This window comes from Geodermatophilaceae bacterium NBWT11, assembly GCA_014218215.1.
In the GTDB taxonomy this organism is placed as follows: domain Bacteria; phylum Actinomycetota; class Actinomycetes; order Mycobacteriales; family Geodermatophilaceae; genus Klenkia.
Genome location: CP043652.1, coordinates 2,054,163 through 2,074,625, shown reverse-complemented (window position 1 = coordinate 2,074,625; position 20,463 = coordinate 2,054,163). Strand labels below are relative to the sequence as shown.

The 20,463-nt window shown below is 74.0% G+C and carries 19 protein-coding genes; 9 read left to right on the top strand and 10 right to left on the bottom strand.

Annotated features, from left to right (window positions below):
* Positions 1-82 precede the first annotated feature (82 nt).
* On the top strand, positions 83-1,033 hold the full coding sequence (locus F1C76_09970) for an NAD(P)H-binding protein (GenBank protein ID QNG36875.1): 951 nt from the start codon (positions 83-85) through the stop codon (positions 1,031-1,033).
* Here F1C76_09970 and F1C76_09965 read toward each other — a convergent pair.
* The 7 genes from F1C76_09965 to dnaA form a co-directional block, all read right to left on the bottom strand.
* Complete coding sequence (locus F1C76_09965) at positions 1,018-2,748, bottom strand: ABC transporter ATP-binding protein (protein ID QNG39147.1); 1,731 nt, start codon at positions 2,746-2,748, stop codon at positions 1,018-1,020. The genes F1C76_09970 and F1C76_09965 overlap by 16 nt on opposite strands.
* 46 nt (positions 2,749-2,794) lie before the next feature.
* Positions 2,795-3,751, bottom strand: coding sequence for a hypothetical protein (locus F1C76_09960; protein ID QNG36874.1), 957 nt, complete (start codon positions 3,749-3,751; stop codon positions 2,795-2,797).
* Between the two features lie 49 nt (positions 3,752-3,800).
* Entirely contained in the window at positions 3,801-4,328 is a 528-nt protein-coding gene (locus F1C76_09955) for a DUF721 domain-containing protein (protein QNG36873.1), read from the bottom strand.
* Positions 4,309-5,481 (bottom strand): DNA replication/repair protein RecF, encoded by a 1,173-nt coding sequence (recF, locus tag F1C76_09950; GenBank protein QNG36872.1) that lies wholly within the window; start codon positions 5,479-5,481, stop codon positions 4,309-4,311. Before recF ends, F1C76_09955 begins: the two co-directional genes overlap by 20 nt.
* Before the next feature lie 87 nt (positions 5,482-5,568).
* Positions 5,569-6,492 carry a decarboxylating 6-phosphogluconate dehydrogenase gene (gnd, locus tag F1C76_09945; protein QNG36871.1) on the bottom strand — a complete coding sequence of 308 codons (924 nt, stop codon included), beginning with the start codon at positions 6,490-6,492 and terminating at the stop codon, positions 5,569-5,571.
* Between the two features lie 106 nt (positions 6,493-6,598).
* Positions 6,599-7,741 (bottom strand): DNA polymerase III subunit beta, encoded by a 1,143-nt coding sequence (locus F1C76_09940; GenBank protein ID QNG36870.1) that lies wholly within the window; start codon positions 7,739-7,741, stop codon positions 6,599-6,601.
* Positions 7,742-8,658: 917 nt separating this feature from the next.
* Positions 8,659-10,434: a chromosomal replication initiator protein DnaA gene (gene dnaA, locus F1C76_09935; protein ID QNG39146.1), complete on the bottom strand. Its 1,776-nt coding sequence runs from the start codon at positions 10,432-10,434 to the stop codon at positions 8,659-8,661.
* Between the two features lie 789 nt (positions 10,435-11,223).
* Between dnaA and F1C76_09930 the strand changes: the two genes are divergently transcribed.
* From F1C76_09930 to F1C76_09895, 8 genes are all read left to right on the top strand, one after another.
* On the top strand, positions 11,224-11,361 hold the full coding sequence (locus F1C76_09930; protein ID QNG36869.1) for a 50S ribosomal protein L34: 138 nt from the start codon (positions 11,224-11,226) through the stop codon (positions 11,359-11,361).
* Between the two features lies 1 nt (position 11,362).
* A complete protein-coding gene (gene rnpA, locus F1C76_09925) occupies positions 11,363-11,734 on the top strand; it encodes a ribonuclease P protein component (GenBank protein QNG36868.1) in 372 nt (123 codons plus the stop codon).
* Positions 11,731-12,105, top strand: a complete 375-nt coding sequence (gene yidD / locus F1C76_09920; GenBank protein ID QNG36867.1) for a membrane protein insertion efficiency factor YidD — start codon at positions 11,731-11,733, stop codon at positions 12,103-12,105. The genes rnpA and yidD overlap by 4 nt, the downstream gene beginning before the upstream one ends.
* 4 nt (positions 12,106-12,109) lie before the next feature.
* Positions 12,110-13,186 (top strand): membrane protein insertase YidC, encoded by a 1,077-nt coding sequence (yidC, locus tag F1C76_09915; protein ID QNG39145.1) that lies wholly within the window; start codon positions 12,110-12,112, stop codon positions 13,184-13,186.
* 82 nt (positions 13,187-13,268) lie between these two features.
* Complete coding sequence (locus F1C76_09910) at positions 13,269-13,916, top strand: protein jag (GenBank protein ID QNG36866.1); 648 nt, start codon at positions 13,269-13,271, stop codon at positions 13,914-13,916.
* A 38-nt stretch (positions 13,917-13,954) separates the two neighbouring features.
* Positions 13,955-14,569, top strand: a complete 615-nt coding sequence (gene rsmG / locus F1C76_09905) for a 16S rRNA (guanine(527)-N(7))-methyltransferase RsmG (GenBank protein QNG39144.1) — start codon at positions 13,955-13,957, stop codon at positions 14,567-14,569.
* Between the two features lie 158 nt (positions 14,570-14,727).
* The gene (locus tag F1C76_09900) at positions 14,728-15,792 is read left to right on the top strand and encodes a ParA family protein (GenBank protein QNG36865.1); all 1,065 of its coding nucleotides are present in this window, start codon (positions 14,728-14,730) and stop codon (positions 15,790-15,792) included.
* The gene (locus F1C76_09895; GenBank protein QNG36864.1) at positions 15,789-16,814 is read left to right on the top strand and encodes a ParB/RepB/Spo0J family partition protein; all 1,026 of its coding nucleotides are present in this window, start codon (positions 15,789-15,791) and stop codon (positions 16,812-16,814) included. The genes F1C76_09900 and F1C76_09895 overlap by 4 nt, the downstream gene beginning before the upstream one ends.
* 47 nt (positions 16,815-16,861) lie before the next feature.
* Here F1C76_09895 and F1C76_09890 read toward each other — a convergent pair whose 3' ends face one another.
* From F1C76_09890 to F1C76_09880, 3 genes are read right to left on the bottom strand one after another with little or no spacing between them, the layout of a single operon-like run.
* A complete protein-coding gene (locus tag F1C76_09890; protein ID QNG36863.1) occupies positions 16,862-17,827 on the bottom strand; it encodes a D-alanine--D-alanine ligase in 966 nt (321 codons plus the stop codon).
* The gene (locus F1C76_09885; protein QNG36862.1) at positions 17,824-19,227 is read right to left on the bottom strand and encodes a PLP-dependent aminotransferase family protein; all 1,404 of its coding nucleotides are present in this window, start codon (positions 19,225-19,227) and stop codon (positions 17,824-17,826) included. The genes F1C76_09890 and F1C76_09885 overlap by 4 nt, the downstream gene beginning before the upstream one ends.
* 26 nt (positions 19,228-19,253) lie before the next feature.
* Positions 19,254-20,387, bottom strand: coding sequence for an N-acetylmuramoyl-L-alanine amidase (locus tag F1C76_09880; protein ID QNG39143.1), 1,134 nt, complete (start codon positions 20,385-20,387; stop codon positions 19,254-19,256).
* Between the last annotated feature and the right edge of the window lie 76 nt (positions 20,388-20,463).

Here is a 20,463-nt window from a genome sequence, read left to right as displayed (position 1 = left end):
GTCCGTGAGCCTTGATCGTGAGGCCGTCCACCACCCCTCCCGTCCCCGCCCCTCCCGCGCCCTCCACGGACGGGTGAGGCGGATGGGGCAGGACCAGGCCAGAATCGGCCGGGTGACCCACGACCCCGTGTGCCTGGTGACCGGTGCCTCCGGACACGTCGGGGGTGCGCTGGTCCCGGCGCTGCTGGGCGCCGGGCACCGCGTCCGGGTGCTCACCCGGGACGCCGACCGGCTGGCCGGGCGGCCCTGGCTGGACGACGTCGAGGTGGTCGTCGGGGACGCCGCCGACGCCGACCTGGTGGCCCGGGCCTGCGCCGGGGTCGACGTCGTCCACTGGCTGGTGCACGCCCTGGACACCGGACCCGGGTTCGCCGCGGCCGACCGCGCGACGGCCCGGGTGGTCGCCCGCGCGGCCCGGGGCGCCGGGGTGCGCCGGCTGGTCTACCTGGGCGGACCCCGACCGGCCGACGAGGCGCTCTCGGCGCACCTGCTCTCCCGCGAGGAGGTGGGTGCGCTGCTGCTGGAGTCCGGGGTGCCCACCGTCGTGCTGCGCGCGGCCATGGTGGTCGGCCCGGGCTCGGCGAGCTTCGAGATGCTGCGGCACGTGACGGAACGGCTGCCCGTCCTCCCCGCCCCCGGGTGGGTGGAGACCCGGGTGCAGCCGGTCGCCCTGCGCGACGTCGTCACCGCCCTGGTCGGCTGCGCGACCCTGCCGGCCGAGGTGCACGGTGCGTTCGCCCTCGCCGGCCCGGACGTGCTGACCTACGCCGAGCTGGTGCAGCGCTACGCCGCGGTCGCCGGGCTCGGGCGCCGGCGCTTCCTGCGGGTGCCGGACGCCGGCCCGGCTCTGGCCGCCTGGGGCGTCGCCGCGCTCACCCCGGTGTCCCGGGAGCTGGCCCGCTCGTTGGTCGAGTCGCTGCCCAACACCGTCGTCGCCGCGGACGACGGGGTCTGGTCGGTCCTCGACGCCCCGCCCCGGCTGGGCTTCGAGGACGCCGTCCGGGCCGCGCTGGCGGGTCAGACCAGCAGCTGAGCCGTGGCCAGCTCGCGGTAGAGCGGGTCGGTCTCGACCAGCTCGTCGTGCGTGCCGACGGCGACCACCCGGCCCCCGTCGAGCACCACGATCTGGTCGGAGTCCCGCACCGTGGACAGCCGGTGGGCCACGACGAGCAGGGCCCGGTCCTGGGCGGCGGTGGCCAGGGTCTGCCGCAGCAGGGTCTCGTTGCGGGCGTCCAGGCTGGCCGTCGGCTCGTCGAGCAGCAGCAACGCCGGGCGGGCCAGCAGCGAGCGGGCGATCGCCAGCCGCTGCCGCTCCCCGCCGGAGAGCAGCACGCCGTCGTCGCCGACCGCCACGTCCAGGCCCAGGGGTGACCGGGTGACCACCGGGGTCAGGCCGACGTCGGCCAACGCCGCCCAGAGCGCGGGCTCCGGGGTGTCCGGGGCGGCGAGCAGCAGGTTCTCCCGGATGGTGCCGGCCAGCACCGGGGCCTCCTGCTCGACGTAGCCGATCGCGGCCCGCAGCTGGGCGCGCGGCAGCTCCCGCACGTCGGCGCCCGCCCAGCGGACCGACCCGCCGCTGATCGGGTAGAAGCCCTCGACCAGCGCCAGGAGGGTGGACTTGCCCGCGCCCGAGGGCCCGACCAGCGCCGTGCGGGTGCCGGCCGGGACGGCGAAGGAGACCCCGGAGAGCACCCGGGTGCCGTCCGGGTAGCCGAAGTCGACGTCGCGGAGCTCCAGCAGGGGGACCGGGTCACCGGCCGCCGGCAGCCGCGGGGACGTGGTGGTGCCGGGCCGCTCGGCGACGTCGTCCCGTTCGGGGGTCAGCGACAGCACCTCCTGCACGCGGGCGAGTGCGCCGAGCCCGGTCTGCAGCTCGGTGTAGGCCCGGATGACCTGACCCAACGGCATGACCAGCAGGAACAGGTAGAGGATGAAGGCGACCAGGTCGGCGACCTCGATCGCGCCGGTGGCCACCCGGTAGCCGCCCAGGCCGAGCACCGCCAGGAACGCGCCCTGCACGGCGATGCCGCTGGCCGGGGACACCAGCGCCTGCAGCCGGGCGACGGCGACGCCGGCGGAGAACGCCTTCTCCGCCGAGGACCCCACGGTGGCCACCTCGCGGCCGGTGGCCCCGCTGGCCCGGATGGTGCGCACTGCCGACAACGACCGTTCCACCGCGGCGCTCATCGCGCCGACCTGCTCCTGGGCCTGGCGGGAGAGCACCCGCACCCGGCGGGCAGCGGCGATGGCCACCCCCACGCCGATGCTGACGCTGGCCAGGGTGACCAGCAGCAACAGGCCGTCGACCAGCGCCATCGCGATCAGCGCGCCGATGCCGACGACCAGCGAGCCGCCGATCTCCACCACCCCGCTGGTCACCGCCGAACGCAGCAGGGTGGTGTCCGAGCCGACCCGGCTCATCAGGTCCCCGGTGCGCCGCCGGTCGTACTCGGCGACCGGGAGCCGGAGCAACCGGTCGGCCAGCGTCCGCCGGGTGGTGAGGACGACGCCCTCGGCGGTGCGCTGCAGCAGGTACTGCTGGCCGGCACCGAGCACCGCGGCCGCGACCAGGACGACGACCAGGGTCGCCACCACCGGCAGCAGGGGCGTCTGCGCCCCCACCGCGGTGATCACCCGCGACACCAGCAGCGGCTGGGTGAGCGCGGCCGCCGCCGACACCAGCGAGAGCAGGGCGGCCGCGATCAGCGCCCGCCGGTGCGGGCGCAGCAGGGGCAGCAGCTCGCGCAGCCCCGCGGTGGGTGACTCGGGCTGGTCGGTGGTGGTCAGGGCGGGCTCAGTACGCGCTGGCCAGCGCGGCGGTGACCGCGGCCAGGATCCGGGCGTGGTGCTGGATGAGCAGCGGGCGGTTGCCGTCGGGCCGGACGGCGGCCACGAAGCCCTCGGCCGACCACAGCTCGTCGCCGTCGTCGGAGCCCAGCAGGGCCTGCCGGACCACCGGGTCCTCGACCAGCCGGCGCACCTGCGGGCCGTCCTCGGGCACCAGCAGCACCCAGCGCTGGTCGAACTCGGGGTCACCGCTGGGGATCTGCAGCTGGCCGCCGGTGCCGTGCCGCCAGAAGCGGGCGGGGGTCAGCCGGAAGGCCGGCGCACCGCCGAGCACGGGGGCCGCGGTGACGGCGTGGGTGGCCACCCAGGCCTGGCCGACCGGGGAGACGATGTCGAAGGCGACCAGGTCCAGGCCGGCGTCCCGGCCGCGCAGGACGTTGCTGGGGACCTCGCTCTTGGCCGGGCGGACCGGGGCGCTGCGGGTCAGGGCGACGAGCGGGGCGTCCTGCGGGCCGGTGCCGTCGCTGGGGGTCCAGCCGTGGGCGGCACCCCAGGCCTGGGTGTCCATCCAGGTGCCGGCCTCCCGCGGGCGGTAGACCTCCTCCAGCGCGGTGGGCTTGCGCGGCGGGCGGTCCACCGGCGGGCGGTTGCGGCCGCCGCCGAAGAGCCCGCCGAACAGGCCCCCGCGGCGCGGCTCCTCCTGCACGGGGGGCTGCTGCGGCTGGTCCCACGGCTCGGGCTGCTGCGGCGGGTCCCAGGCGGCGGGCTGCTGCGGCGGAGGCGGGGTGGCCTCCCAGTCCTGCTCCGGGGGCGCCGGCTGCTGGGCCGGCGGGGTGGCCGACTGCTGGCTGCGGTCGGGCTCGGCCGGGGGGAGCGACCAGCCCGGCGGCTCCCAGGCCCGGGACTGGTCGCCGTCGGCCGGCTGGTCCTCGGGTCGGTCGGAACCGTCGCGGGGGGTCGTCATCGCCTGGCTCGCTCTCGGGGTCGGTGTGCGGATCGGGGTGGGCGGGTGCTCAGCCGTAGGTGTCGCGCGGGCCGCGGCCACGCACGGTCCGCGGGCCCTTCTTCCAGCTGGGCGCCGTCGGACCGACAACGCGCAACCGGGTCACGACGTCCCCACCGACGCCGCCGCCCAACCCCCCGTGCAGCTTGGCCAGGATCGTCGGGGCCATCATCCGCAGCTGGGTCGCCCAGGCTGTGGACTCCGCGACCACGGTCAGCTCGCCCTCGCTCAGCGACTGCGGGCTGCAGTGCGCGGCGATGTCGGCCCCGACCAGGGCGTCCCACCGGCCGAAGACCGAGCCGACCTTCGTGCGCTCGCTCCAGTCCTGGTGGCTGACCAGGGAGTCGACCAGCGCCCCCAGCGTCTGCGGGTCGTCGGCGCCGGGGTGCGCCCCGGTCCAGGACCTCCGCGGCCCGGCGACCCGGCGCCGGGTGGGCTTGGGCCGGGCGGCCGAGGCGGCCCGGGCGGCGTCCAGGGCTGCGCGGGCGATGTCGCTGGGCCGGGCGGGGCGTCCGGGCTCAGTCACGCGTCCCAGCATCCTCCGGATCGGCGAGCACGTGCGCTCCTCCACCCACGACCTCGACCCGGGTGCCGCGGAGCGCCGCCGGCACGTCCTCGGCCACGGCAGCGGTGATCAACGTCTGCTCGGCGGTACGCGCGACCTCGGCCAGCGCGGTGCGCCGGCCGGCGTCGAGCTCGGCGAACACGTCGTCGAGCACCAGCACCGGCTCCTCGCCGTCGGCCCGCAGGAGCTGGAAGCAGGCGAGCTTCAGCGCCAGCGCGAACGACCAGGACTCGCCGTGGCTGGCGTAGCCCTTGGCCTGCGCCGGGCCCAGGTGCAGCACCAGGTCGTCGCGGTGCGGGCCCACCAGGGTGACCCCGCGGTCGACCTCGTCCTTGCGCCGCTCCTCGATCCGTCGGGCCAGCGCCGCGGTCAGCTCGGCCGCCGTCGGGAGACCCCAGCCGGGCAGGAACGCCGTCCCGTCCCCGGCCAGCGGGACCGTGCTCGTGTACCCGAGGCTCGCCCGGTCGGCGCCGTCCCCGGCGACCCCGGCGTAGGCCTCGGTCACGTGCGGGGCCAGGTCGGTGGCCAGCTGCAGGCGGGCGGCCAGGAGCTGACCGCCCAGGTCGGCGAGGTGGCCGTCCCACACCTCGAGGGTGGCCAGCGCGTTCCCGCGGGCCAGCTTCGCCGTCTTCAGCAGGGCGTTGCGCTGCTTGAGCACCCGGTCGTAGTCCGACCGGACCCCGGCCAGCCGCGGGGTGCGGCTGGCCAGGAGCTCGTCGAGGAAGCGGCGGCGCTCGGTCGGGTCACCACGCACCAGGGCGAGGTCCTCGGGGGCGAAGAGCACCGTCTTGACCAGGCCGAGGAGCTCCCGCGGCCGGGGCAGCGGGGAGCGGTTGACCCGCACCCGGTTGGCCCGGCCGGGGTTGATCTCGACCTCGACCAGCAGCTCCCGGTCGTCCTTGCGCAACGCCGCCCGGACGACGGCCTGCTCGGCGCCGTGCCGGACCAGCGGTGCGTCGGAAGACACCCGGTGGCTGCCCAGCGTCGCCAGGTAGCCGATCGCCTCGACCAGGTTGGTCTTGCCCTGGCCGTTGCGCCCGACGAAGACCGTCGGACCCGGCGTCAGCGGCAGGTCGACGGCCTCCCAGCTGCGGAAGGACCCCAGCTGCAGGTGTCTCACGTACATGAAGGACCCCCTCGCCCCCCGAACCTCGCAGGCTCGGTCCGGGCCCCTGCGAGGGGGCCGATCAGTTCGGAGTCTTCGACGCTGCTGCTAGGCGGGGTCTTCGACCTCGCGGGCCTTGACCGCGTGGCCGCCGAACTGGTTCCGCAGCGCGGCGACGGCCTTCATCGTCGGGCTGTCGTCCTGCCGGGAGGAGAACCGGGCGAACAGCGAGGCCGAGATCGCCGGCATCGGCACCGCGTGCTCGATGGCCTGCTCCACGGTCCAGCGGCCCTCTCCGGAGTCGGCGGCCCAGCCGGTGATGTCGTCCAGGCCCGGGTCCTCCTGCAGCGCGCGGACCAGCAGGTCCAGCAGCCAGGAGCGGATGACGGTGCCCTGGGTCCAGGAGGCGATGACGCCGGGGACGTCCTCGACGAGGTCGACCGCGGCCAGCAGCTCGTAGCCCTCGCCGTAGGCCTGCATCATCGCGTACTCGATGCCGTTGTGGACCATCTTCGAGAAGTGCCCGGCGCCCACGGGACCGGCGTGCACGAAGCCCGCGCCCTCACCGGCCGGGGAGTCGGTCTCGGTGGAGACCGGCGGCTTGAGGGCGTCGAAGACCGGCTGGACCTTGGCCACGTCCTCCTTCGTCCCGCCGACCATCAGCGCGTAGCCGTTCTCCAGGCCCCAGACACCGCCGGAGACGCCGGCGTCGACGTAGCCGATGCCCTTGGTGGCCAGGAGGTCGGCGTGCACCTTGTCGTCGGTGAACTTCGAGTTCCCGCCGTCGACGACGACGTCACCGGCCTCCAGCAGGTTCCCCAGCGCCTCGACGGTCTCCCGGGTCGGGTCACCGGCCGGGACCATCACCCAGACGACGCGGGGTGCGCTCAGCGCACCGACCAGCGACTCCAGGCTGTCGACGTCCTGCAGCTCGGGCGAGCGGTCGTAGCCGACGACCTCGTGCCCGGCGCGGCGCAGCCGCTCGCGCATGTTGCCGCCCATCTTGCCCAGTCCGATCAGGCCCAGCTGCACGTCGTGTCTCCTCGTTCGATGTGGTCGCCGGAGGTCGTTGCCCCCCGGCCCCGTCGCAGGGTCCCACGGCGAGCTCGCGAGTCGTGGGGGGCGACGGGGTCCTTCCTCAGCCCGGCAGGCGGACGGGCATGATCAGGTAGCGGTAGGAGCCGGGCCGGACCGCGCCGTCCTCGCTGGGCTCCTCGTGGCCGGACAGCACCGCGGGCTTGAGCGCGCTGGTGAAGTCCATCCGGGCCCGCTCGGTGTGCACGGCGGCGAGGCCGTCGAGCAGGAACGTCGGGTTGAAGCCGATGGTCAGCGGGTCGCCGTCGAACTCGACGTCGCAGCGTTCCTCGGCCTGGCCCTCGTCGTCGGTGCCACCGGCGCGCAGGGTGACCTGCCCGGGGGTGAACTCGCAGCGCAGCGGCGTGCCGCGCTCGGCGACCAGGGCCACGCGCTTCGCGGCGTCGGTGAACAGCCCGACCGGCAGCGTGGCGTGGGAGGCCGACTCGTTCGGCATGATCGCCCGGTACTTGACGAACTCGGCGTCCAGCAGCCGGGTGGTGGTCTGCCGGTCCTTGCCGCTCATGCCGAGGATGCCCTCGCCGGAGCCGCCCGAGGACAGCGACAGCACGACCTCGGGTCCGCTGGTCAGCGTCTTGGCCGCGTCGGCGAGCGTGCGCGCGGGCACGAGGACCGCGGCCGAGAGACCCGGGGTCTCCGGGCGCCACGCGAACTCGCGGACCGCGAGCCGGTAGCGGTCGGTGGCGGCCAGGGTGACCAGGTCGCCCTCGATCTCCAGCCGGACGCCGGTGAGCATCGGCAGCGTGTCGTCGCGGCCGGCGGCCACGGCGACCTGGCCGACGGCCTCGGCGAAGGCGTCGCTGTCCACGACCCCCGCGGTCGAGGGCATCGAGGGCAGCGACGGGTAGTCCTCGACCGGGAGCGTGGGCAGCGAGAACTTGGCGTTGCCACAGCTGATGGACAGCCGGGCGCCCTCGGCGACGACGTCGACGGCCTGCGGGGGCAGAGCCCGGGTGATCTCGGCCAGGAGCCGGCCGGGGACCAGGGCGCGACCGCTCTCGCTGGACTGCACGTCCACCTCGGACCGCGCGGAGACCTCGTAGTCGAAGCCGGAGACCGACAGCTGGTTGCCCTCGACCTCGAGCAGGATCCCGGCGAGGACCGGCACCGACGGTCGCGGGGGGAGGCTGCGCGCCGTCCACGCCACCGCGTCGGCGAGCACCTCACGTGCCACCCGGAACTTCATGTCGTGTCCACCCCTGCTCGTCCTGCTCGGTCTGGTGCTGCTGTCTCGGTCCAGCTCGGACCAGCGGTCCCGCTGCCGGTGCCGCGTCATCCTCCCCTGCGATCGACCCCGGCGTCGACCTGCCCCTGCACGGAGCCCCCCGGGTCGGTGCTGCTCGTCCGTGTCGACTCGTCGACCGGCACGTGCACACCCAGTGTGTGGTTCAAGGACTCCTCGAGGGACATCACTCATCACCGTCATCACAGGTGTGGGTACTGGGGACCGAGCCCTTCCGCCCAGGTCAGGCCGTGAGTGCCCCTGTTGGCCCGCTGTGGGCCGGTGACCGTCTCCCTGGGGTCGACTTGGGGACACAGGAGCCCGCGTCCACCGGTGACCGTCCTCCTCCACCCCTGGTCCACCCGCTCTCCCGCCCGATCCCCCCGTCGGTCCCCAGGGCGCACGTCACCCCCCGCAGGGGGGACGGCGCTGGGGAGCACCTCGGGACGGGCTGGGGGTGGAGGGGGGTCGACATGGGGACACGGTGTGGACGGCGAGGGCCGGTGAGCGGGTCCGCCGGGACGGTCACCGACCCTCGTCCGGGTGCAGCGACGTGACCTGCGCGGACGCAGCGTGACCAACCGTGGTGACCCTGGGTGGAGCGGTGCACACGCGATCTCCCCAGGCTGTGCACAGAGCTGGGGACAACGAGACCCGTGGGGCAGCCCGGTGCTCAGGCGACTGCGCAGAGTCACCAGGACGGGTGAGGCGTGCCGGTCGCCGAGTCGACCCCCGAGCCCGGTCACCCGGCCGGTCACCACCCCCACCGACGAGAAGCGCCCTCTTCGACGTCCCCCACGACGAGAAGCGCCCTTCTCGTCAGGAGTCCTGACGAGAAGGGCGCTTCTTGCAACGGTGCGGGTGCAGGGGCACCCGGGGCCTCACTGGCGGGCGCGGCTCTTGATGCGGGCGGTGAGCTCGGTGACCTGGGTGTAGGTGGCGCGGCGCTCGCTCATCAGCCCGGTGATCTTCTTGACCGCGTGCATGACCGTGGTGTGGTCCTTGCCGCCGAAGGACGCCCCGATGCGGGGCAGGGACAGCTCGGTCAGCTCACGGCACAGGTACATCGCGATCTGCCGGGCGTTGACCAGGGTGCGCGAGCGGTTGGCGCCCTGCAGCTCCTCCATCGTCACGGAGAAGTACTCGGCGGTGGCGGCCATGATGATCGCCGCGGTGATCTGTGGGCCCTGCTCGTCGCTGATCAGGTCCTTGAGCACCAGCTCGGCCAGCGCCAGGTCCACGGGCTGCTTGTTCAGGCTGGCGAAGGCGGTCACCCGGATCAGGGCGCCCTCGAGCTCGCGGATGTTGGTCTGCACCTTGCTGGCGATGAACTCCAGCACCGCGTCGGGGGCCTGCAGCCGCTCCCCCCACGCCTTCTTGCGCAGGATCGCGATCCGGGTCTCCAGGTCCGGCGCCTGGACGTCGGTGATCAGACCCCACTCGAAGCGGGTGCGCAGCCGGTCCTCCAGCGTCGTCAGCTTCTTGGGCGGCCGGTCGGAGGTGATCACGATCTGCTTGCTGGCGTTGTGCAGCGTGTTGAAGGTGTGGAAGAACTCCTCCTGGGTGCGCTCGGCACGCTCCAGGAACTGGATGTCGTCGATCAGCAGGAAGTCGATGTCCCGGTAGCGACGGCGGAAGTCCTCGGCCCGCCCGGAGTGCACCAGGTTGATGAACTCGTTGGTGAACTCCTCGGTCGACACGTAGCGGACCCGGACGTTGGGGAACATCCGCGCCGCGTAGTGCCCGATCGCGTGCAGCAGGTGGGTCTTGCCGAGCCCGGAGTCGCCGTAGACGAACAGCGGGTTGTACGCCCGGGCCGGCGCCTCGGCGACGGCGACGGCCGCGGCGTGGGCGAACCGGTTGCTGTTGCCGATGACGAAGCTGTCGAAGACGTACTTGGGGTTCAGACCCAGGTCGCTGCCCGGGGAGCGACGGTCGCCGTACCCACCTCGGCCGGCGGCACCGGCCTGACCCGGGTCCCGCCCGATCCCGTGGTCGCCGTCGGACGGGCGGCCGTCCTCGGACCCGGCCGACGCCGAGCCCGGGTCGCCGGCGGCGTCGTCCTGGTCCCAGGGGGCCGGACGACGGGGGTCGGCGCGGGGGCGGTCCCAGGCGGGGGCCCGGTCCTCGCGGGCCTCGCGGTCGTAGCCGGTGCCGCGGGACCAGTCCCGACCGTCCCCGGACTCGGGCAGCCAGGCGTCCCGGCGGGGGGCGTCGGTGCGCACCCCGAACGCGCTGCGGCCGTCGTCGAGCTGGGCGCGGGCGGCACGGTCCTCGTCGTCCCGGTCTCGGTCGTCGCGGTCCCGGTCCTCCCGGTTGCGGTCGTCGCGGTTGCGGTCGTCCCTGGTGCGCTCGTCCCTCGACCGGTCCTCGCGGGCCCGGTCCTCGGCGTCGCGCCGGTCGGCGCGCTCCCACTCCGGACGACGGGCGGGCTCGGCCGGCCAGGCCTGCTCGCGGTCCTCGCGGGGCGGCGGCGGCGGGGTGGGCCCGTCCTCGAGCTGGACGGCGACCTTGATCTCCCGGCCGAACTCCGCCGACAGCGCCTCGTTGAGCGCGGCCCGCATGCGGGACTCCAGCACGGTCTGGGTGAACTCGTTGGGGGCGGCCAGCACCGCCACGTCCTCCACCAGGCCCAGGGGGCGGGTGAGGTTGAGCATCGCGGTCTGCTGCGGGGTCAGGCTCCCGGCCAGCCGGTGGCGGATGCCCTCCCAGACCGTGGCGAGGTCGATCGGATCCGGCATCGGCTGTGTCCCTTCCTGCGTCCCCGTGGTGTGCCGCGCAGCGGCGGGTGGTCCGTGTGTCGTGAGGGTGTGTCGGGACCGGTCCGTCCCGGTCGCCGCGCTCCGTCGTCCCCCGGTCCGTCCCCAGGTGGGGACCCGCGCCGGTGCGGGTTCCACACCCGTGTCCACAGACTGTGGACACCGGAGGGGCTCGCGGGCAGGGCTGTCGTGCGGGGCCGGTGGACCGACCCCGGTCCCGATCGGTACGCCCTGGTCACGGGCGCGCACGGCGGGCGGGACCGGTGCGTCCGCCGGTCGGGCGGCCCGCGCCGGACGGTCCTGCCCTCAGGCGTCCGGCGGCGGGTCTGGAGCGAGGCGACGCTAACAGCCCCATCCACAGGCGGGCAACGAGCCGAGGGCCGCTGTGTGCGCCCCCGGTCGTGTCGCGCCCGGCGCGTCGCGGGTGGGGCGGACCGGCCGTGGTGCAGCATGACGGGTCCGCTCTCCGCCCGTCCGCCGGTACGCCGTCCGTCTCGGCTATGCTGACCGGGTCTGTGGACAGCGGACGGCTCGCTCGTGTGTTCAACGCGTGCTCGTCCGTGCGTGACCGCAGCAGACCAGCCTCGGTGTGGGCGTGGGGACGGCAGACGCCGGCCCGCGCCGGCACCCCGCGTGGTCGGCCCGACCGGCCGGCCACCGCCTCGACGTCGTCAGTGGGAGTACCTCGTGAGCAAGCGCACGTTCCAGCCGAACAACCGTCGTCGGTCCAAGACCCACGGCTTCCGGCTCCGGATGCGCACCCGTGCGGGCCGCGCGATCCTCGCCGGTCGCCGGCGCAAGGGCCGCGAGAAGCTCTCCGCCTGAGGTGTTGCCGACGCAGGCACGCCTGCGCCGGCGTCCGGAGTTCACCGTGGTCGTCCGCTCCGGCCGGCGTGCCGGGCGTCCGACCATGGTGCTGCACTACCTCCCCGAACGGCCCGTCGTCCAGGCCCCGGGTCCCCAGGACCCGCAGGTCGGACCGCGGGCCGGTTTCGTGGTGGGCAAGTCCGTCGGCAACTCCGTCTGCCGGCACCGGGTGACCCGCCAGCTGCGGCACCTGGTCCGCGACGAGCTCCACCGCCTCCCGGCGACCGCCGACCTCGTCGTCCGGGCCCGCCCGGAGGCGGCCGGTGCCGACGCCGCGACCCTGCGCCGCGACCTCGGTCGCGGTCTCGACCGCGTGCTGGACCGACGGTGAGGGAGCGCCCCGGCCTCCCGGCCCGCGCGCTGCTCGGCCTGATCGGCTTCTACCGGCGGGGGATCAGCCCGCTGCTGGGCCCGCGCTGCCGCTTCACCCCCACCTGCAGCGAGTACGCCCTCGAGGCTGTCTCGGTGCACGGCGCCGGGCGCGGCAGCTGGCTGGCCGCCCGGCGGATCGCGAAGTGCGCGCCGTGGCACCGTGGTGGCATCGACCTGGTCCCCGAGCCCGGCCACAGCCGGACGCGAGGAACCGCACAGCACCCCCACTCGTCGGACACGGGGGCGGGCCCGGCAGCAGCCGACCGCTCCGCCGTCGCTCCCCGGCCCACCGTTGGCCGGACCCCGCCGCAGGAGGCACGCGTTGCTTGACTGGCTGTACACCGCGATCGCGTGGGTGATGAAGCAGTGGCACGCACTGTTCTCCACGTTCCTCGACCCCGCGAGCGGCATCGCCTGGGCGCTGTCGGTGGTCATGCTGGTGGTGACCATCCGCGTGCTGCTGTTCCGTCTGTTCGTCAAGCAGGTGAAGAGCCAGCGGGCGATGCAGGAGATCCAGCCGGAGATCCAGAAGCTGCGCAAGCAGTACGGCAGTGACAAGCAGGGCTTCAGCCAGGCCATGATGGCCATGCAGAAGGAGCGCGGGGTCAACCCGCTGGCCGGCTGTCTGCCGATCCTGCCGCAGATCCCGATCTTCATCGGTCTCTTCCACGTCCTGCGACGGATCGCGCCCGAGGCCCGCGGGCTCTACAGCTGGGACTTCGACCTCACGCAGCAGGCCGCCGAGGCCAAGTTGTTCGGAGCGCCCATCGCGGCGTCGTTCAACATGCAGGAGCCGAAGCAGAGCGCGATCCTCGCCCTGACGGACAACAGCTACACCAACATCCGCATCGTGGCGATGATCTTGATCATCATCATGTGCTTCACGACCTTCTACACCCAGAAGCAGATCCAGAAGCGCTCCGGCCCGGTCGAGGGCCAGGCCGCCACGATCCAGAAGCTGCTGCTCTACGGCATGCCGATCAGCCTCTTCGTCTCCGGCTTCTTCTTCCCGATCCTGGTGCTGCTGTACTGGTTCACCAACAACCTGTGGACCCTGGGCCAGCAGTTCTACATCCTCAAGAAGCTGCCGCCGCCCGGGTCCCCGGGTGCGCTGGCCAAGGCCGAGGCCGACAAGCCCAAGATCGACCCGAAGCTGCTGGCTCCCAAGCCGGGTGCCAAGCCGGTCCGCCCCAAGAACGGCAAGTCCACGGCCTTGCCGGCTGCGACGTCTCCCGCTGAGGACGTGACCGACGCCGAGGCCCCGGTGGCGGACGGCACCGGCTCGACGGCTGCGTCCTCCGGGCCGGGCACCGGGGAGAACCGCGTCTCCGGTGGCTCCGCCCGGCCCCGATCGGGCTCCTCCGGAGGATCGGCCGGGCCGGCCAACCGCGGCAGACGCAAGCGCCGCTGACCCACCGGCGCCCCCGCTCCGGTCCACCGGAGCCCCCACACCACCGGGACACCCCGGCCGCCTGCACGCCCCAGGAGGAACCGTGACCGCACCGCAGAGCACCACCGAGACGACCGCCGAAGCAACGTCCGAGGACGCGGTCACCGCCACCGACACCGGCGAGACCGCGCTGCCCGACGCCGACGCGGCCTCCGCCGACGCCGTGGTCGAGTCCGCCGAGGTCGTGGAGACCACCGACGGTGACGACGAGGACGACGACGAGGACGGCGACGACCTGCTCGTGCAGGAGGGCGACGTCGCCGGGGACTACCTCGAGCGGCTGCTCGACATCCTCGACGTGGACGGCGACATCGACCTCGACGTCGAGGGCGACCGCGCCTCGGTGGCCGTGGTCGGTGGCCAGCTCAGCACCCTGATCGGGCCCGAGGGCGCGACCCTGGAGGCCCTCCAGGAGCTCACCCGGCTCGCCGTGGCCCAGTCCACCGGCACGCGCAGCCGGTTGATGCTCGACATCGGCGGCTTCCGGGCCCAGCGTCGCGCCGACCTGACCGAGCTCGCCGGCGCCGCTGCCTCCCGGGTGGCCGCCAGCGGCACCGCCGAGCGGCTGGCCGCGATGAACCCGTTCGAGCGCAAGGTCGTGCACGACGTCATCGCCGCCGCGGCCGGTGTGCGCAGCGAGTCCGAGGGCGAGGAGCCGAACCGCCGCGTCGTGGTCCTGCCGGAGACGTGAGCGAGACCCCGCCCCCCGAGCTGCCCGCCGAGCCCGACCTGGCCGCCGGGCTCTTCGGCGATGCCCTCCCGGCGGTCCGCCGGTACGTCGAGCTGCTCGGCGGGGACGGCGTGGTCCGTGGCCTCATCGGGCCGCGCGAGGTGCCGCGGTTGTGGGAGCGTCACGTGCTCAACAGCGCCGCGGTCGCCGAGGCGGTGCCGCAGGGCGCCCGGGTCGTCGACATCGGCAGCGGCGCCGGCCTGCCGGGCATCCCGCTCGCCCTGGCCCGACCGGACCTCACGCTGACCCTGGTCGAGCCGATGGCCCGCCGGGTGGAGTTCCTCGAGGACGTGGTCGCCGCCCTGGGTGCGCCCTGGACGGTCGTGCGCGGGCGGGCGGAGGAGAAGTCCGTCGTCCGCACCGTCGGGCCGGTCGACGTCGTCACCGCGCGGGCGGTCGCGCCGCTCCCCCGGCTGGTGGGCTGGGCCCGGGGCCTGCTGCGCCCCGGCGCGCAGCTGGTCGCCCTGGTGGGCGCCAAGGCAGCTGCCGAGGTGCCCGAGCTGATCCCCCAGTTCACCGCGGCGGGGATGGCCGACGTCGAGGTGCGTGCGGTCGGGGCGTCGCTGGGTGCCGCCGCCACGACGGTGGTCGTGATGACCCGCACCGGACGCTGAGCGGTACGTCCGCCCGACCCCCGAGGACCCGTAGGCTGACCGGCGAGACGATGCCCCGCGCTCGTTTCACGTGGAACGGGCCGCGACCAGCGATGAACGACGACAGGAACCCGAGTGCCGTTCCACGTGGAACACGATCGGGTGAGGAGGACGCCGGCATGACCGATCCGGGCGAACGGCTGCGCAGCAGTCTGGCCGCCGACCAGCAGCCGGTCGCCGAGTTCGACAGCCCCATCGCGATGGAGGCCATGCGGGCGACCCGGGTGCTGCACGCCGGTGAGCAGGACCCGTTCCCGGCTCCGGGCCGGATCCGGGTGATCACGATCGCCAACCAGAAGGGCGGGGTCGGGAAGACCACGTCCACCGTGAACCTCGGCGTGGCCCTCTCGCTGTTCGGTCTCCGGGTGCTGGTGATCGACCTCGACCCCCAGGGGAACACCAGCACGGCCCTCGGTGTGGACCACTCGGTGGGCACGCCGTCGATCTACGACACCCTGGTCGGGGACTCCTCCCTCGCCGAGGTCACCCACCCGACCACGGCCTCGCCGAACCTGGTCTGCATCCCGGCGACCATCGACCTGGCCGGTGCCGAGATCGAGCTGGTCAGCGTCGTGGCCCGCGAGCACCGCCTGCGCCGGGCCATCGAGTCGCACCTGCACGCGCTGCCGGCCGAGGAGCGCCCGCACTACGTGCTCATCGACTGCCCGCCCTCGCTCGGGCTGCTGACGCTGAACGCGCTGGTCGCCGGGGACGAGGTGCTCATCCCGATCCAGTGCGAGTACTACGCGCTGGAGGGCCTGGGCCAGCTGCTCAGCAACATCGAGCTGGTCCGGGCGCACCTGAACCCGACCATCGCGGTGAGCACCATCCTGCTGACCATGTACGACGGGCGCACCAAGCTCGCCGACCAGGTCGCCGACGAGGTGCGCAACCACTTCGGTGAGCTGGTGCTCGGCTCGGTCATCCCGCGCAACGTGCGGGTGTCCGAGGCGCCGGGCTACGGGCAGTCCGTGCTGACCTACGACCCCGGTTCCCGCGGGTCGACCAGCTACGTGGAGGCCGCCCGCGAGCTCGCCCAGCGTGGCGTCGCTCTGCAGCCCCTGGTGCCCGTGGCTCCGGCACCCGCCGTCGCGGCCGCTCCCCCGGCGGCGCCGCCCCTGAACGCCCTCGTCCTCGGTCACTCCGGGACGGGCACCCGATCTCGTTCCCAGGAGAGCTCATGAGCAAGCGCGGCGGACTCGGCCGGGGCCTGGCGGCCCTCATCCCCACCAGTGCACCGGCCCCCACGGCCACCCCGGCCGCCCGGGCCGCCGAGGCCGTCGAGGCGGCGGCCGAGCGGGCCGCCCACGGTCAGCCGGACAGCGACGTGCAGGTGGCGCCGTTGGCGCCGGTGCCGGACCTGCCCGACGCCGGTGTGGTGGGTGTGCCCGGCGCGTACCTGCGGGAGATCGCCGTCGACGACGTCGTCCCCAACCCCAAGCAGCCCCGGCTGGTCTTCGACGACGAGGCGCTGGAGGAGCTCGCCCACTCGGTCAAGGAGTTCGGTCTCCTGCAGCCGATCGTCGTCCGGGAGCGGGCCGAGGGCGGCTACGAGCTGATCATGGGCGAGCGCCGACTGCGCGCGGCCCGGTTCGCCGAGCTGGGGACGGTGCCGGCGATCGTCCGGGACACCTCCGACGACGCGATGCTGCGCGATGCCCTGCTGGAGAACATCCACCGGGTGCAGCTCAACCCGCTGGAGGAGGCGGCCGCCTACCAGCAGCTGCTCGAGGAGTTCGGTGCCACCCACGAGGAGCTGGCCAGCAAGATCGGTCGCAGCCGCTCGCAGGTCACCAACACCATCCGGTTGATGAAGCTGCCGGTGAAGGTGCAGACCCGGGTGGCCGCCGGGGTGCTGTCGGCCGGGCACGCCCGGGCCCTGCTGGGGCTCCCCACCCCCGAGGCCATGGACGCCCTGGCCACCCGGATCGTCGCCGAGGGCATGAGCGTGCGGGCCACCGAGGAGGCCGTGGCGATGGCGGTCGCGGCGGCGCCGGAGGCCACCCGCAAGCGCCGGTCGATCACCGCCCCCGGGGTCGAGGAGCTGGCCGGTCGGCTGTCCGACGTCTTCGAGACCAAGGTCAAGATCCAGATCGGCCGGTCGAAGGGCCGGGTGGTGGTCGAGTTCGGCTCGGTCGACGACCTGCAGCGCATCATCGGCATGATGGCCCCCGACATCACCGGTCGGAGCTCCCAGACCGGCTGACCCCCGTCGTGGTCCCCGGTTCCGTCACGGACGGAACCGGGGAGGTCTCAGCGGGTGGCGGCCCGCTGCAGCAGTCGGGTCAGCACGTCACCGAGCCGGTACCCGGCAGCTTCGACGGCCATCGGGAACATCGAGGTCTCCGTGAGCCCCGGGGAGACGTTGACCTCCAGGAAGTGCACGGTGCCCTCGGCGTCGACGATCAGGTCGGTCCGCGACAGGTCGGCCAGCCCCAGCACCTCGTGCACGGTGACGGCCACCTCGGCCGCACGCCGGGCGATCTCGTCGGACACCCGGGCCGGGGTGTGGTACTCGGTGAGGCCCGGGGTGTACCGCGAGGTGTAGTCGAAGACGCCGGACTCGGGGGCTATCTCCACCGCGGGCAGCGCCTGCGGGCCGTCCCCGAGGTCGATGACCGAGACGGCGAGCTCGATGCCCTCGACGAACCGCTCCACGAGCACGGTGTCGCCGTAGGCGAAGCAGCTGACCATCGCGGCCGGCAGGTCCTCGACCCGGGTCACCTTCTGGGCCCCCAGCGCGGACCCGCCGGACGCGGGCTTCACCATCAGCGGCAACCCGTGGCGGGCGACGATGAGGTCGAGCACCGCACCGGCGCCGAGCTCGCGGAAGGTGGAGTGCGGCAGCGCCACCCAGTCCGGGGTGGCCACCCCGGCGGTGCGGACGACGATCTTCGCGGCCGGCTTGTCCCACGCCAGCCGGCAGGCGGCAGCCGGTGAACCGACGTAGGGCACGCCGGCGAGGTCGAGGACGGCGCGGACGGCACCGTCCTCGCCGGTGGCCCCGTGCAGGGCGATGAAGACGGCGTCCCCGGGGGCCGCGGCCAGCCCGGGCAGCAGCTCGCCGTCGGCGTCCCGCAGTTCGGCGTCCAGACCGGCACGCAGCAGCGCCTCGACCACCTGGGTGCCCGAGGAGAGGCTGACCTCGCGTTCGAAGGTCAGTCCGCCGGCGAGCACGACGGCCCGCAGCAGATCGGTCACGGGCGGGGCGTCGGTCACGGCTGGTCCCCGATCTGGTCGGAGGACGCCGGACCGGTGAGGCTCGGCGTCGTGGGGGTCTGCGGACGCCTCGACGAGCTGCCCACGGTGCGGAAGGTGCCGGTGTCGACGCCGTCGAAGGTGGAGTGCAGGTCCAGCTCGGCCTCGATCACCCGGGCCAGCCGGCGGACGCCCTCCCGGATCTGGTGCGGCTCGGGGTAGCAGTAGGACAGCCGCATGAACTCCTTGCCCTGGCCGTCGGCGTAGAAGCCGATGCCCGGCACGTAGGCCACGTGCGCACTCACCGCGCGGGGCTGCATCAGCTTGGAGTCCAGGCCGTGCGGCAGCTTGAGCCAGACGTAGAACCCACCGTCGGGCCTGGTCCAGGTGGTGCCCGCGGGCATGAGCGCGGACAGCGACTCCAGGCACGCGTCCCGGCGTTCCCGGTACAGCTCGATGAAGGTCTTGATCTGCTGCTGCCACGGCTGGGTGTCCAGGTACCGGGCGACTGCGTACTGGGTGAGGGACGGCGGGCACAGCACCTGCGCCTCGCTGGCCAGCACCAGCTTCTCCCGGACGGCGAGAGGCGCGAGCACCCAGCCCACCCGCAGGCCCGGGGAGAACGTCTTGGAGAACGACCCGAGGTAGACGACCCGCTCGGAGTTGCGGGCCCGCAGCGCGCGCATCGGCTCGTGCTCGAAGCCGAGCAGGCCGTAGGGGTTGTCCTCGACGACCAGCAGGTCGTAGCGGTCGGCGATGTCCATGATCCGGACCCGCCGCTCCTCGGTCAGCGTCACGCCGCCGGGGTTGTGGAAGTTCGGGATCGTGTACAGGAACTTGACCTTGTCGCCCCGGGCGCGGCACTCGACGAGGGCGTCCTCCAGGGCCTCGGGCACCAGGCCGTCGTCGTCCATCGTGACGTGCTGGACCCGCGCCTGCGCGGCCTGGAAGACCCCCAGCGCACCCACGTAGGACGGCGCCTCGGCGAGGATGACGTCGCCCGGGTCGACGAACACGCGGGTGACCAGGTCGAGCCCCTGCTGGGAGCCGACGGTCACCACGACCTCCGACGGCGAGGCGTCGGTGATGCCCTCCAGGGCCATGACGTCGCAGATCCGCTCGCGCAACCGGGGGTCGCCCTGGCCGGAGCCGTACTGGAGGGTCTGGGCGCCCATCCCGGACACCAGCTCGCCGATCATCGACCCGACGGCGTCCAGCGGCAGGGCGGTGACGGCGGGCATGCCACCGGCCAGCGAGACCACCTCGGGGCGGCTGACCACGGAGAACAGGGCCCGGATCTCCGAGCTCTTCATGCCGTGGGTGCGGGCGGCGTAGCGGTCGGCCAGCGGGTCCAGCCGCGGGTGACGCGCCGGGACCGGGACCGACGCGCTGACCGAGGGGTCGGGCGTCGAGGAGGACATGCCCGGAGTGTATTCGGGGGGGTGCCTCAGGCCGGGGTGCGGAGCTGGTAGGTGCCGGTGGGCGGGTCGGCGTCGGCGGGCAGGAAGAGCCGCTGGACGGCGGCCAGCACCGAGGAGGCGATGGTGCTGCGCAGTCGCGCGTCGAGCAGCAGCAGCCGGTCGACGGGGTGCGAGAGGTACCCGCAGTCGATCCGGATGGCCGGCATCCGGGTCAGCCGCAGCAGGTCCCAGGTCTTGGCGTGCGAGCCGCAGTCGAGCATCCCGGTGCGGGCGATGACCTCGCGGCGCAGCAGGTTGGCGAACTCCTCACCGACCGTGGACGACGCCCCGGAGCCGGTGCCGTAGTAGTAGCTGGCCACCCCGCGGGCGTGCCGGGAGTCGTGCGCCTCCATGTGCAGGGAGACGAACAGGTCGGCCCGGGCGTCATTGGCGAACGCGGTGCGCTCGGCCAGGGCCGGGCCGCCCCGGCGCCCGCGGGTCAGGTAGACGGTGGCGCCCGCGGCGGCCAGCCGGCCCTCGATGCGGGAGGCCAGGTCGAACACCAGGTCGGCCTCGGTGGTCTCCCCCGCGGTGTACCCGGTGTCCTCCCCGCCGTGCCCGGGGTCGATCACGATGACCCGGCCGATGAGGTGCGGCCCGGAGTCGACGAGGTGAGCGCTCTGCCGCAGCAGCTGCGGCCGCCCGCCGGTGACCCGTCGTCCCAGCTGCTTGAGGGCCCGCATGGTACCCGGGCCGCAGGTGCCGTCCACGGTCAGGCCGTAGTCGCGCTGGAAGGCACGCAGCCCGGCCTCGGTCTCCGAGCCGAGGATGCCGTCGGCCCGGCCGGCGTCGTAGCCCAGCTCGAGCAGCCGTTCCTGGAGCACCGCCACGTCGTCGCCGCGCATCGGGCGCTCGGGGTCGAAGCGGAGCACCCGGTCGCCGAGGGACCAGCGGGCCTCGGTCAGCGCCCGGTAGGTCTCCTCGCCGACCCGTCCGTCGACGGAGAGGCCGCGGACCTGCTGGAAGTGCCGGACGGCGAGGGAGGTCGCGTCGTCGAACACGTCCGGGGCCGTACCGCCCGTGGCTCCGGTGGGCTCGGGCTGCAGCAGCCCGAGACCGTGCAGGACGGCGCGGACGTCGGCGACGGCCGGACCTGTGCTGCCGGGGACCAGGATCTCCACGCGGGTGTCGCTCCAGGGGGTCGAGGGGGCGGGGTGCCCCACGATTGTCGTCCTCCCCGGGGACGGCCGCGCACCT

Bases quoted from the DNA above. Each gene is read 5' to 3' on its own strand.
- F1C76_09955 (QNG36873.1), bottom strand. From the start codon at position 4,328: ATGCTGGGACGCGTGACTGAGCCCGGACGCCCCGCCCGGCCCAGCGAC.
- F1C76_09895 (QNG36864.1), top strand. From the start codon at position 15,789: ATGAGCAAGCGCGGCGGACTCGGCCGGGGCCTGGCGGCCCTCATCCCC.
- F1C76_09940 (QNG36870.1), bottom strand. From the start codon at position 7,741: ATGAAGTTCCGGGTGGCACGTGAGGTGCTCGCCGACGCGGTGGCGTGG.
- F1C76_09970 (QNG36875.1), top strand. From the start codon at position 83: ATGGGGCAGGACCAGGCCAGAATCGGCCGGGTGACCCACGACCCCGTG.
- F1C76_09960 (QNG36874.1), bottom strand. From the start codon at position 3,751: ATGACGACCCCCCGCGACGGTTCCGACCGACCCGAGGACCAGCCGGCC.
- F1C76_09900 (QNG36865.1), top strand. From the start codon at position 14,728: ATGACCGATCCGGGCGAACGGCTGCGCAGCAGTCTGGCCGCCGACCAG.
- F1C76_09885 (QNG36862.1), bottom strand. From the start codon at position 19,227: ATGTCCTCCTCGACGCCCGACCCCTCGGTCAGCGCGTCGGTCCCGGTC.
- recF (QNG36872.1), bottom strand. From the start codon at position 5,481: ATGTACGTGAGACACCTGCAGCTGGGGTCCTTCCGCAGCTGGGAGGCC.
- dnaA (QNG39146.1), bottom strand. From the start codon at position 10,434: ATGCTCAACCTCACCCGCCCCCTGGGCCTGGTGGAGGACGTGGCGGTG.